Source organism: Myxococcales bacterium (assembly GCA_016712525.1).
Taxonomy (GTDB): domain Bacteria; phylum Myxococcota_A; class Polyangia; order Polyangiales; family Polyangiaceae; genus JAAFHV01.
The window spans coordinates 1,102,064-1,113,979 of sequence record JADJQX010000007.1 but is presented as its reverse complement, the minus strand read 5'-3'; the positions used below and the strand labels follow the sequence as shown (position 1 = coordinate 1,113,979).

The 11,916-nt window shown below is 69.7% G+C and carries 12 protein-coding genes and 1 tRNA gene; 9 read left to right on the top strand and 4 right to left on the bottom strand.

From position 1 onward, the window contains the following. Nucleotides 1–79: 79 nt before the first annotated feature. Complete coding sequence (dut, locus tag IPK71_21930) at nt 80–535, bottom strand: dUTP diphosphatase (GenBank protein ID MBK8216400.1); 456 nt, start codon at nt 533–535, stop codon at nt 80–82. Nucleotides 536–650: 115 nt separating this feature from the next. Between dut and guaA the strand changes: the two genes are divergently transcribed. From guaA to IPK71_21915, 3 genes are all read left to right on the top strand, one after another. Further along, nucleotides 651–2,198, top strand: coding sequence for a glutamine-hydrolyzing GMP synthase (guaA, locus tag IPK71_21925; GenBank protein MBK8216399.1), 1,548 nt, complete (start codon nt 651–653; stop codon nt 2,196–2,198). Between the two features lie 9 nt (nt 2,199–2,207). Continuing rightward, entirely contained in the window at nt 2,208–2,513 is a 306-nt protein-coding gene (locus tag IPK71_21920; protein MBK8216398.1) for a PEGA domain-containing protein, read from the top strand. 115 nt (nt 2,514–2,628) lie between these two features. Continuing rightward, nucleotides 2,629–2,787 carry a hypothetical protein gene (locus IPK71_21915; protein ID MBK8216397.1) on the top strand — a complete coding sequence of 53 codons (159 nt, stop codon included), beginning with the start codon at nt 2,629–2,631 and terminating at the stop codon, nt 2,785–2,787. 76 nt (nt 2,788–2,863) lie between these two features. On the opposite strand, the gene IPK71_21910 is transcribed toward IPK71_21915, so the two are convergent. Together IPK71_21910 and IPK71_21905 are read right to left on the bottom strand one after the other, a co-directional pair. Further along, complete coding sequence (locus IPK71_21910) at nt 2,864–3,769, bottom strand: isoaspartyl peptidase/L-asparaginase (GenBank protein MBK8216396.1); 906 nt, start codon at nt 3,767–3,769, stop codon at nt 2,864–2,866. After that, nucleotides 3,766–4,518 carry a hypothetical protein gene (locus IPK71_21905; GenBank protein ID MBK8216395.1) on the bottom strand — a complete coding sequence of 251 codons (753 nt, stop codon included), beginning with the start codon at nt 4,516–4,518 and terminating at the stop codon, nt 3,766–3,768. Before IPK71_21905 ends, IPK71_21910 begins: the two co-directional genes overlap by 4 nt. A gap of 47 nt (nt 4,519–4,565) precedes the next feature. On the opposite strand from IPK71_21905, the gene IPK71_21900 reads away from it, so the two are divergent. Both IPK71_21900 and IPK71_21895 read left to right on the top strand, forming a co-directional pair. Next, complete coding sequence (locus IPK71_21900) at nt 4,566–5,075, top strand: hypothetical protein (GenBank protein MBK8216394.1); 510 nt, start codon at nt 4,566–4,568, stop codon at nt 5,073–5,075. Nucleotides 5,076–5,578: 503 nt separating this feature from the next. Continuing rightward, nucleotides 5,579–5,651 (top strand) — tRNA-Gly (locus IPK71_21895). Between the two features lie 19 nt (nt 5,652–5,670). Here the strand turns inward: IPK71_21895 and IPK71_21890 are convergent. After that, the gene (locus IPK71_21890) at nt 5,671–6,972 is read right to left on the bottom strand and encodes a tryptophan 7-halogenase (protein ID MBK8216393.1); all 1,302 of its coding nucleotides are present in this window, start codon (nt 6,970–6,972) and stop codon (nt 5,671–5,673) included. A gap of 133 nt (nt 6,973–7,105) precedes the next feature. Here IPK71_21890 and IPK71_21885 point away from each other — a divergent pair, with 133 nt between their 5' ends. The 4 genes from IPK71_21885 (at nt 7,106) to IPK71_21870 (ending at nt 11,915) form a co-directional block, all read left to right on the top strand. Beyond that, nucleotides 7,106–8,173 carry a DUF2786 domain-containing protein gene (locus tag IPK71_21885; GenBank protein MBK8216392.1) on the top strand — a complete coding sequence of 356 codons (1,068 nt, stop codon included), beginning with the start codon at nt 7,106–7,108 and terminating at the stop codon, nt 8,171–8,173. Nucleotides 8,174–8,268: 95 nt separating this feature from the next. Continuing rightward, nucleotides 8,269–9,795, top strand: a complete 1,527-nt coding sequence (locus tag IPK71_21880; GenBank protein ID MBK8216391.1) for an NCS1 family nucleobase:cation symporter-1 — start codon at nt 8,269–8,271, stop codon at nt 9,793–9,795. A gap of 51 nt (nt 9,796–9,846) precedes the next feature. Further along, nucleotides 9,847–11,118: a 50S ribosome-binding GTPase gene (locus IPK71_21875; protein MBK8216390.1), complete on the top strand. Its 1,272-nt coding sequence runs from the start codon at nt 9,847–9,849 to the stop codon at nt 11,116–11,118. Next, the gene (locus tag IPK71_21870) at nt 11,115–11,915 is read left to right on the top strand and encodes an urease accessory protein UreD (protein MBK8216389.1); all 801 of its coding nucleotides are present in this window, start codon (nt 11,115–11,117) and stop codon (nt 11,913–11,915) included. Before IPK71_21875 ends, IPK71_21870 begins: the two co-directional genes overlap by 4 nt. Nucleotide 11,916: the final 1 nt, after the last annotated feature.

Sequence of the window (11,916 nt, the reverse complement as noted above, 5' to 3'; positions counted from 1 at the left end):
TCCGTGCTCCCTCGTCCGTGTCGACTCTACCAGGTACATACCTCGAGCGTCTCCGATCTCGTTTCTTCGGGCCAGGGCTTCACCGCCCCGTGGACCCGTAGCCTCCGCTTCCGCGGGAGGTCGCGGAGAGCTCGGTCACGAGGTCCCACTCGACGCGCTCGACCTTCGCCACGACGAGCTGCGCGATCCTCGTCTCGGGCTCGATCGAGACGTCCTTCTCTCCGTGGTTGATCAGCACCACCGAGATCTCGCCACGGTAGTCGCTGTCGACCGTGCCGGGGGCGTTCAACACGGTGATCCCGAAGTCGCGCGCGAGCCCGGAGCGCGGCCTCACCTGGGCCTCGTAGCCAAGCGGCAGCGCGATCGCGAGGCCCGTCGGGATGGCGCGCCGCTCCCCCGGCCGCAGGGTGACGGGGGCCTCGAGGGCCGCGTGGAGGTCCATGCCCGCCGAGCCTACCGTTTGGTAAGCGGGGAGCTTGGCGGTGACGGGGCCGACGCGCAGGATGGCGACGTTCATGCGGAACCCTTCCCGCATCGAGCGACGGGCCGCAAGCCTCGAAATCACGCTCGCGAAGGAAACGGACGCGTGACGATTCGGTGACCTTGGCCTTCTCCTTCTCGCGCCGCCGCCCGCGTGGTAGGGCGCGGCCATGAGCACATGCGGCGTGTTGGTCCTCGACTTCGGCTCGCAATACACCCAGCTCATCGCTCGGCGTGTCCGTGAGCTCGGGGTCCCTTGTGTGATCGAGCCTTGCACCATCGGAGAGGCGAAGCTCCGCGAGCGCGCCCCGGAGGCGATCGTGCTCTCGGGGGGGCCGTGCAGCGTCTACGAGAAGGACGCCCCCGAGGCGTTTCGGGGCCTCTTCGACCTCGGGCTTCCCGTGCTCGGCATCTGCTACGGCCTCCAGTGGATGGCTCACGTCCTCGGCGGCAAGGTCGAGGGCTCGTCGGCCCGTGAGTACGGCTCCGCCGAGGTCGACGTCGCGCTCCCCGAGGGGATCCTCGCTCCGTTCACGAAGGGCGAGCAGCTCTCGGTGTGGATGTCCCACGGCGACCGCATCGCGGCGCTCCCCGAGGGTTTTCGCGCCCTCGCGTCGTCGCCCCACACTCCTTTCTGCGTCGCGGGAGACCACGAGCGTCGGCTCTACGGCGTGCAGTTTCATCCCGAGGTCGTCCACACGCCGTGCGGAAAGGACATCCTCGGCGCGTTCCTCTTCGACATCGCTCACGTCACGCGCTCCTGGACGACCGCGTCCTTCACCGACTCGGCGATCGCCACGGTGCGCGCCCGTGTGGGCTCGTCCCGGGCGATCTGCGGCCTCTCGGGCGGCGTCGACTCTTCGGTCGCGGCGATGATCTGCGAGCGCGCGATCGGCGAGCGCCTCACGTGCATCTTCGTCGACAACGGCCTCCTCCGGAAGAACGAGCGCGAGACCGTCGTGCGGACGTTCCACCGTCTCGCGCCCGAGCTCCGGGTGGTCGCCGTCGACGCGAGCGAGAGGTTCCTCTCGGCCCTCGCCGGGATCACCGATCCCGAGCAGAAGCGAAAGACGATCGGCCGCGTCTTCATCGAGGTGTTCGAGGAGGAGGCCAAAAAGGTGGAAGATGCACGCTTCTTGGTGCAGGGCACGCTCTACCCCGACGTGATCGAGAGCGTCTCCCACAAGGGGCCGAGCGCGGTGATCAAGAGCCACCACAACGTCGGTGGGCTCCCCGAACGGATGCACCTCGAGCTCGTCGAGCCGCTCCGAGAGCTCTTCAAGGACGAGGTTCGCGCGGCGGGGCGTGAGCTCGGGATGGACGCGGAGCTCGTCGAGCGTCAGCCGTTCCCAGGCCCCGGCCTCGCCATTCGAGTGCTCGGCGAGGTCACCCGCGAGCGCCTCGCGACCCTGCGCGCGGCCGACGCCATCGTGACCGAAGAGGTCCGCAAGGCGGGGCTCGAGCGGGTGATCTGGCAGAGCTTCTGCGTGCTCCTCCCTGTCCGTTCGGTCGGCGTGATGGGCGATTTCCGGAGCTACGAGGAAACGTGCGCGATCCGCGCGGTGACCTCGGTCGACGGGATGACCGCCGAGTGGGCCGAGCTCCCCTATGGCCTCCTCCGCACGCTCTCGTCGCGGATCATCAACGAGGTCCCGGGGATCAACCGCGTCGTCTACGACGTGTCGTCGAAGCCCCCGGCGACCATCGAATGGGAGTAGCGTGAGCGCATGCCGACGCGTGCGACGAGACTTGCGGCTACCGTGCTCGTGCTCCTCGCGACCGGGTGTCCTCCTCCGGCCAAGAGCCCGACGGTGAGCCTGCGCCTCCGAGGGGGCCCAGACGCCGCCTCGGTCACGGTCGACGACGTGCCGGTGGGCTCCCTCGCCGTGGTCCGCGCCCGCGGCGTGGCGCTCCCGCCCGGCGTGCATCACGTGACCGTCGTGGCTCCCGGCTACTTGCCCTTCGACCGGCGCGTCGAGGCCACCCAGGCCCCCGTGGTGCTCGACGTCGCCATGGTCGAGATCCCGGATTGACCGCCCTTGAACGGGCGTTCCGTCGCTTCGTGCTTGACACGGTGGGTGTGCGAGGTACGGTGCCGCCCTCATCTTCCCGGGCGCTTACGCCCGTGACACGGAGCTCAAAAACGTCATGGCAAATCGCGCAATTTGGGGTGTTCGCAAGCGTCACGAGTGGCTCACCACGCCGCTCAAGAAGAAGCGCGTCAAGCGCGCGACCCGCGTCCGCTGCGGCCTCCAAGACGCGATGGACCGCAAGGCCTCCGAGGCGCCGGCGAAGGCCGAGGGCTGAGCGGCTCCGTTTCGGTACGAAGGGCGTGCTCCAGGTGAGCGCGCCCTTCTCCTTTTTGTGCGACGCACACCGAGCCTCAACAGCCGGAGTCTTCGAGGCCGTCGCCGACGACGGCGTAGCCCATCGTGGGGGTGTTCCGAGCGAAGCTCGCCTCGCCGCGCGGCGACACGAGGATGACGCCACCGAGGGCGCCGGTTCGAACCCCTAGGGCTTCGATCGCCCGGCGCGCGGCCGTGTCCGGCTCGTCCTCCAAAGCCATCGTCGCGCGGCGTGCGAGGAGGAGGCGGATGAAAGCCTCACCGTCTCCGGTGCCGGAGGCTGCCCCCTCCCCATCGTCGGCGTACGTGCCGGCCCCTACGAGCGGGCTGTCTCCGATGCGGCCGAGCGCCTTGTTCGTCTTTCCGCCCGTGCTCGTGGCGGCGGCCACGTGCCCCTCGAGCGAGCACGCGACGGCCCCGACGGTGCCTCCTGCGAAGCCCGAAGCGACCCCTTTGGCCTTGGCTTCGGCGAGGCGCTCGCGCGCGACCGCGGTCACCATCCGGCTCTCCTCCATCGGCGAAAACCCGTTCTCTTTCGCGAATTTGGCGGCACCTTCGCCGGCAAGGAGGACCGGGCCGTGGGCCTCCATGAGCTTGCGCGCGATCTGCACGGGGTTCGCGTACGGGGGCAGACACGCGAGCGCGCCGACACGGAGCGTCTCTCCGTCCATGACGGCTGCGTCGAGGGAGAGGTGCCCGGTCTCGTCGAGGCAAGCGCCGTGGCCGGCGTTGAAGCTCGGATCGTCCTCGAGGACGGTGACAGCGGCGCAGACGGCGTCGAGCGCGGAGCCCCCACCTTCCAGGATACGTGCGCCAGCCCGCGCCGCCGCGAGGCACCCGGACGCATGCCTCGCTCGCGCCGCCTCCGGGACGAGGCCGGCTCCGCCGTGGACGAGGATGACGTACCGAGCGCGAGGATAAGCGCGGGAGAAGACGTCTCTCATGGGGCGCGAACATACCGCGAGCCCTCGAAGAGGAGGAGGAGCGTCGCCGGAACGGCGGGGAGAAAGACGAACGCGCGGCCCGCCGCGACGAGCTGGTAGGACAAAACGAGCGCGGCCGCGCACGCGAGCACGAAGGCGTTTGCGCGAAGAGGCCGACCCGCTCCCTCGGCGCCGGAGCCGGCGAAGGCCGCCGCGAGCGCGAAGGAGAGGCTGGCGATGGCCGTCGCGAGACCGGCGCTCGCGCCTCCGTGTGCCGGTGCCCGCCCACTCGTCGAGGTCCCCTCGTTCGCGACGTCGCGCGGCGACGCGGCGAGGGTCCCGTCGGGCGCGATGGACACGCCGAGCTCGGTCGACACGAACGCCTCGCCGACCACGTGGAGCGCCGGCGCCTCGGGCGGCGAAGGGAAGAACCCGGCGACGTCGAGGAGGCCCCCTCCGAGCCCGGCCCCGACGGCGAGCGGGACCGCACACGCGCTCACGGCCACGACGAGCGCGAGCGACTTCGGGGCCATCCCGAGCGCGGCGAGCGCGCGAATCTCCCCGCGCTCCCTCGCCCCCCGAAGGACGACGAACGACGAGAGGGCCGCACACGCGGGGACGAGCGGGACGACCCGCCCCACGCGGACGAGCGTCGAAAGACCGCCCTCGTCGGTGGCGGCCGACAGCGCGAGGACGAGGACGAGCACCACGACGACCCCGAGGGATGCGCGCGCGGCGAGCGCTCGAACGTAGGCACTTCGTGAGAGCACGTGCCGGAAACTTGCCCGAGCTCGGCCGATTTGGGTAGCCGAATCCCATGGGCCTGCGCCTCCTGCTTCCCCTTCTCGTCGCGGCCTCGCTCGCCGCGTGCTCCGGCACGCGAGACGTGCGCGAGCCGGGCGAAAAGCTCGGCACCTTCATCGTGAACGGGAAGCTCGTCGCGACGACGTGCGGCAAGGCCGATCCGACCTTTCGCTACGAGGTTCGCCTCTCGCGAGAGGGCGACAAGCTCTACTGGGCCCAAGGCTCGACGCCCGTCGTGGGCTCGATCGACGGAGCCTCGGTGCGCATGGAAGCCACGACCTCGGCCCAGGTCACCCCGAAGGACGAACGAAGCGGATTCCCGGGGTGCACGATGGTGCGCCGAGACACCCTCGCTGCCGAGCTCGAGGGCGACCCGGTCCAGCGCTTGACGGGCGCGATCGTCTACGCGTTCGACGTCGGCCAAGGCGACTGCGCCGGCGAGCTCGCGGCGGTCGGAGGCGACTACGCGACCCTCCCGTGCACGATGACGTACGAGGTCGACGGGGCCCAACGCGCTCGTTGACCCGGTGCGTGCGCCCGGACGGCACGCGCGAAAATTCGGCGCGTGGGGGCCTTCCGCCCGCAAATTCGAGTGCTACTCTCGAAAGAAGCGAGAGCGGGCTCGTCCCAGAATGGTCTCCGCACCGATCGGTGCGGCCTCGCAGTCCCCCGGGGCGAACGCCCCAAACAACCGAAACACCATGGCCGTGCGCTCCCGCCCCCTCGGGCGTCCTCGCGCGATTCCAGGTGCCGGCACGCCGGAGGAGGTACCATTATCATGCAGAGTGCAACGAAGTCCCTTGTGTCGGGGCGAACGTCGTAGCGGAGCACCCCTTCGAGGGTCCTCCACCATGAGGTCGCACCCGGACCGGCTTACGCGCAACGCGAGGCCGTAAGGGTCGACATGGGGACCGCACCTCGGCGGCCCGGGTGTCCAAAGGCACCCGGGCCGTTCCTTTTGACGCGGCCCTTTGGCGCGTGATGCTTGCGCGCGGCCACGGGAGCGAGGTAGAGTCTCGGTTGTCCGCGGGATTAACTCAGTTGGTAGAGTGTCAGCTTCCCAAGCTGAATGTCGCCGGTTCGAACCCGGTATCCCGCTCCCCCCGAAGGCCACCTCCTCAGGTGGCCTTCGTCGTTTCGTGCTCTCGTGTGCGCCCCTTCGCCGCACGAGCCTCCTCGTGACGAACGGCCGCGAGCATGCGATCGAGCTCGCCCCTCGCGTCGTTCGACACGAACGGGTTGTTCCGGTTTCGCACGTTCCCGCCGAGGATCGACGTGATGTGGCGAATGGCCGTCATGGGCTTTTTGTCGAAGAAGAAGAGGTCGGGGAGCTCGCCCGTGTACCAGGCCTTGACGAAGACACGAAATACGTCAACCGCTTGTTTTAGGACCCCCTCGTACTCGACCTCCCAGTCGACGGGCTCCGAGGCGAGCTCTCGGGCCGCCAAGTGGGCGGCGAGGCTCCCCGACTCGAGCGCGAACATCACGCCGCTCGAGAAGACCGGATCGAGGAAATCACCGGCATTTCCCGCGATCGCGTAGCCCTTCCCCGAAAGTCGCCGCGTCCGGGTGCTCCAACCGCGGAGCACCTGGATGGGGAGCGCCTGCCGGGCTCGACCGAGCCTCTCGGCCGCCGCGGGCTCCCCTCGCACGAGCTCCCAGAACCGCTCGGCGGGGCTTCCCCTGCCCTCGAAGAGGTGCGGCTCGGCCACGACGCCGACGCTCGTGCGCCCGTTCGAAAACGGGATGATCCAGAGCCACGCGCCGGCCGGGTGGATGGTGATGAAGATGTCTCCCGCGGTGTCGTCGCTCGGACGTCGATCGCCTTCGACGTGGGTGTACATGGCCGTCCGCGCAAGGATGTCCGAGGGCTCCTCGAGCCCGAACGCCTTCGCGAGGACACGCGCGGGGCCGCTCGCGTCGAGCACGAAGCGCGCGGAGACGTTCACCTCGCGTTCGGTGTGCTCGTCGAACAGCACGACGTCCGCCATGGTCGCGCTCCCCTCCTCGCGCGTCGTCACCGATCGAACGCCGGCGCCGAAGCGGACGTCCGCACCGGAAGCGAACGCGGCCGTCGCGAGCGTTTGATCGAAGTCGTCCCGAGGGACTTGATACGCATACGCCGCGTCGCCGGGCAGGTTGTCGCGGAAGGCGAAGCGCTGGGTCTTGCCCGCACGGACGAACGTCGCGCCGTGTTTGACCTCGTAGCCGCGGCGCTCGACGGCGCCCAAGAGCCCCGCCTCGCCGAGCAGATCGAGGCAGCGCGGCAGGAGGGACTCCCCGATGACGTGGCGCGGGAACGCGAGGCGCTCGACGACCAAGACCTGAAAGCCTTTGCGCGCGAGGATCGAGGCTGCGACGGCGCCCGCTGGGCCCGCACCGACGACGAGCACGTCCACACTCTCGGGGAACGGAAGCATCGCGGCTAGTATGGTCTTCAGTGGGGCCAGCGGCTAAGGTTTCGGCAGCTCCCGTGGCCCTCCGACCGACGATTTCCATGGCTGTCCCACCCGACCTCGGGGGGCGCAGGCGCGCCTCGCGCGGAGGTGCCCCGTGAGCCATCTCTCCGCTGCCCTCGAGGCCGCGCTCCTCCGTGAGCTCGTCGAGAGCCACCGGGTCCTCAACGGGACGCTCTTCCGCGACACCCTCCGCACGCCCACCTTCGTGCTCGTCGTCTCGGAGACCCGCCTCGGCCGCTGGGTGCCCGAGCGATGCACGATCGAGATCGCGCGGAATCTCATCGTCGTCGAGCCCTGGGGCATCGTCATCGAGGTGCTGAAGCACGAGATGGCCCACCAGTACATGACCGAGCGTCGCCCCGACGCCGTCGAGGAGGCCCACGGGCCCGTCTTCCGCGCCCTATGCGAGCGCCTCGGGATCGACGGCCGCCCGTCCGGAAAACCCGAGGTCTCCGGGGAGGACGAGAAAGACCGCGTGGGCGAGAAGATCGCGCGCCTCTTGGCCCTCGCCGAGAGCCCGAACGTGCACGAAGCGGAGGCCGCTATGCTCGCCGCCCAGCGCCTCCTCGTTCGCCACAACGTCGACCTCTCCAAGACACGCGCCGCGCGCGGGCACACGTTCCGGCACCTCGGGCGCCCCTCGGGCCGCGTCACCGAGGCCGAGCGTGTCCTCTCGCTCGTGCTCGCGAAGCACTTCTTCGTCGAGTGCATTTGGGTCCCCGTCTACAGGCCGCTCGAAGGCAAACGCGGGAGCGTGCTCGAAGTGTGCGGCACGCGCGAGAACCTCGAGATCGCTGAGTACATCCACGCCTACCTCACCCACACGGCCGAGCGCCTCTGGGTGGCCCACAAGCAGAAGAACCGCATCCCCGGGGACGCCGACCGCCGCCGGTTCCTCGCGGGCGTGATGCACGGCATGCTCGACAAGCTCTCCCACGAGGCCGACGCTCAGGAGGAAGCGGGCCTCGTGTGGGTGAAGGACGCGGACCTTCACACGTACTACCGCCGGCGCCACCCGTACGTCCGCCATGTCCGGTCGGCCGGCGAGCGCCGCACGCGGGCGTACACCGAGGGCCACGAGGCCGGGCGAGGCATCGAGATTCGCCGTGGGATGAAGGGCGACACGACCGGGGGCCCCCGCCTGCTCCCCGCCAAACGATGACGGACCGGTGCCCGCCGATCGCCTCCTAAATATCTGAAATTACTATGCATACGGGGCGCGCAAATCGTGCGCGCCCGTGGTATGACGTGCGATCCATGGGGCCCGACACCGAGCAGATCGTGCGTGAGGACGGACGTGTCGAGATCTCTCCGGAGATCGAGCTCGAGGGCAGCTCGCTCTACAGCGAGGACCTCGCACCGACGCCGATCGCGAAGCGCACCTGGACGACCTACACGTACGCGGCGCTGTGGATCTCCATGGCCCATTGCATCCCGACGTACATGCTCGCCGCCGGCCTCATCAAGGCGGGCATGAACTGGTGGCAGGCGCTGGTCACCATCTTGGTCGGCAACGTCATCGTGCTCGCGCCGATCCTCTTGAACTCGCACCCGGGAACGAAATACGGAATCCCCTTCCCCGTGTTCGCCCGCGCGGCCTACGGCGTGAACGGCGCGAACGTGCCCGCCGTGATGCGCGCGCTCGTCGCGTGCGGGTGGTTCGGCATCAACGCGTGGATCGGCGGAAAGGCCCTGCACACGTTCTTCAAGAGCCTCTACCCGGGCTGGGCGACCCTCCTCGGCTCGGCCCCCGCCGCGTGCAAGGCCGGCGAGCCTTGCTCCACGTTCCGTTGGCTCGTGTCGGGGCACTCGGCCACCGAGTACGTGGCGTTCATGCTCTTCTGGGCCCTCAACATCCTCATCGTGTACCGGGGCATGGAGCTCGTGCGAAAGGTCGAGAACCTCGCCGCGCCGTACGTGCTGGTCATGACCGCGGTGCTCGTCGCGTGGGCCGTGTGGAAGGCCAAGGGCCTCGGCGCCGTCATGCACGATCAGGGGAAATTCCAGTCCTTCGGCTCGTTCTGGGCCATCTTCGTGCCGAGCGTCACGGCCATGATCGGGTTCTGGTCGACCTTGTCGCTCAACATGCCCGACTTCACGCGGTACGGCCGTTCGCAGCGCGAGCAGGCCGTGGGGCAGGTCGTCGCCCTCCCGACGACCATGACCGTGTTCGCCGCGATGGGCGTCGTCATCACGAGCGCCTCCCACGAGATCTACGGCGAGGCCATCTGGGATCCGGTCGATCTCGTGGGGCGGTTCGAGTCGCGCGTGCTCGTCGCCGTGAGCATGTTCACGGTCGTCGTGGCGACGCTCGGCGTGAACATCGCGGCCAACGTGGTGTCTCCCGCGAACGACTTCGCGAACCTCTCGCCGAAGCACATCTCCTTCAAGACGGGCGGCCTCATCACGGGCCTCGTCGGCATCGTGATGCTCCCGTGGAAGCTCCAAGAGGACCCCGACGGCTACATCTACAAATGGCTCCTCGGGTACTCCGGAGGGCTCGGCTCCATCGGCGGAGTCCTCATCGCCGACTACTGGATCGTGCGGAGGAAAGAGCTACGGCTCGCCGACCTCTACCGGCGCGACGGCGTGTACGGCAAGGACCCGGGCGGCGTCAGCGTGCCCGCCATCGTGGCCACGCTCGCGGGCTGCGTTCTCTCGTGGATCGGCACCGTGGTGCCGGCGCTCAAGGGCCTCTTCGACTACGCCTGGTTCGTCGGGGCGTTCGTGTCCGGCGCCGTGTACGTCGGGCTCATGCGGCTCCGCTCCCCCGGAAAGGCCTGAGGCCCGCCGGCTCGCGCTTTCTCTCCCTCCCGGATTCGCTAGTCTTCCACCATGGCCGCGGACCCCGACAAGAGCGCCCTCCGTGACCTCGCGAAGGCGCTCGCGAAGGCCGAAGAGATGCTCCAGTTCCTGCCCGACGGTGCGGCCAAGAACCTCGTGACCAAGATCGGGACCCTGCGTGGTCTCCTGCTCGAGCAGCGGCCGCCCGCGTTCGTGCTCGTCGGTCGCCGCGGCGCCGGCAAGTCGTCGCTCGTGAACGCGCTCTTCGGGGCCGAGGTCGCCAAGGTCGGCCACGTGCGCGCCGAGACCGGCCGCGGCACGTGGTACGAGCACCACGCCGAGAGCGGCACGCTCCACCTCCTCGACACACGCGGGCTGCAAGAGGGCTCGAAGCCGAGCCAAGACGACGACAAACGCGACGCCCTCTCCTCCGTCGCGGTCGAGCTGAAGCGGCGCGCGCCGGACGCCGTGCTCTTCGTCGTGCGCGCCCAAGACGTGGACAGCGCGATCGACGCCGACCTCACGGGCCTCGAGGAGGTGCTCCAGGCGGTCGAGCGCGCCCACAAGTTCCGGCCTCCCGTGCTCGGTGTGCTCACGCACTGCGACCTCTTCGAGCCCAAGCGGACGCGCCTCCACGCCCCATCCGAGGAGTCCGAGGAGTCGCTCCACGAGAAGCTCTCGTACGTGAACGAGGCCGAGGCGCTCCTCGAAAAAAAGCTGAAATCTCGCGGGCTTCTCACCCAGCACGTGGTGGGTGTACGTGGGGTGAGCGCGTACCTCTCGTTCGCGAAGGACGGCACGGTCCGAGACGACGAACGCTGGAACATCGATGCACTCTGCACGCTCCTCTACGCGCACCTCCCGAACGCGGGGAGAGGGGCCTTCGTTCGGCTCGCTCAGGTGCGCGGGCTGCAAGAGGAGCTCGCCGAGACCTTGACGCAAGCGACCGCCGCCGTGTGCGCCGCGGTCGCCGCCGTGCCCGTCCCGGTCGCCGATCTCGTGCCCATCACGAGCCTCCAGGTGTCGCTCGTCGTGGCGATCGCGTGGCTCTCGGGGCGTCGAGTCGACACGAAGAGCGCCCTCGAGCTCCTCGCGTCGCTCGGCGTGAACGTGGGCGCGGCGTTCGCGCTGCGCGAAGGGGCGCGGGCCCTCGTGAAGTACGTGTTCCCGGGCGGAGGCTCGGCGATCTCGGGCGCCGTCGCGTTCGCGGGCACCCTCGCCATCGGGGCGGCGGCGCGCGCGTACTACCTTCGCGGCGAGGGCCTCGAGGGCGCGAAGCGGGCCTACGCGGCCGGCCGTGACGACTCGACGAGGCCCGAGTGATCGCCCACGCTCGGTCGAGCCTCGAGGTCGTGCGGAGCCGCGTCACCTCGGCGAGCGTGGTCCGCCGCGCCTACGCCGAGGCCCCCATCGCGCTCTCCTGCCCGAGGAACCACGGCCACGCCGCTTGGGTCTTTCCCACGGTGCTCGGCCCCGGGTACCTCCGCGGCGACGACCACGAGCACACCATCGAGGTCCGCGAGGGCGCGACGGCGTACATCGGCTCCATCGGCATCGCGCGCGGGTTCGCGGGGGTGTCGAGCACCCGCGTTCGGGCGACCGTCGAGCCCTCAGCGCTGCTCGTCCACGCCCCGTGCCCGCTCACAGGAGCGGCGGGGGCCGACGTCTCGCAGTCCGTGGAGATCGACCTCGCGGAGGGCGCGTCGCTCGTCTTGATCGACGGCATCACCCGCGGGCGCCCGGAGACCGGCGAGAGGTGGGCGTTCGAGCGCCTTCGCACGCGCCTCGTCGTGCGTGTCGGCGGCGAGGTCGTGCTCGAGGACGCCCTCGATCTCGAGCCCGGTCGAACCTCCGTCGAGCGCCACTTCGGCGCGTACGGGGGCTACGCGCTCGCCCTCGCCCTAGGCCCCCGCGCACGCTCCTTCGCCGACGCATGGCGCGACGCCCCTCCACGCGGTCGTGGCCCCACGCTGTCGTCCGTGTCGACGTCTCGGGACGATCTCGTGGTCGTACGGCTCGCCACCCAGGGCGCAGCCGACCTCGCGCAGGAGTGCGCGCTCCTCCTCAGAAACCTTCGCGAAACCTTGGGGGACGATCCTCTGGCTCGGAGGCCCAGCTAGC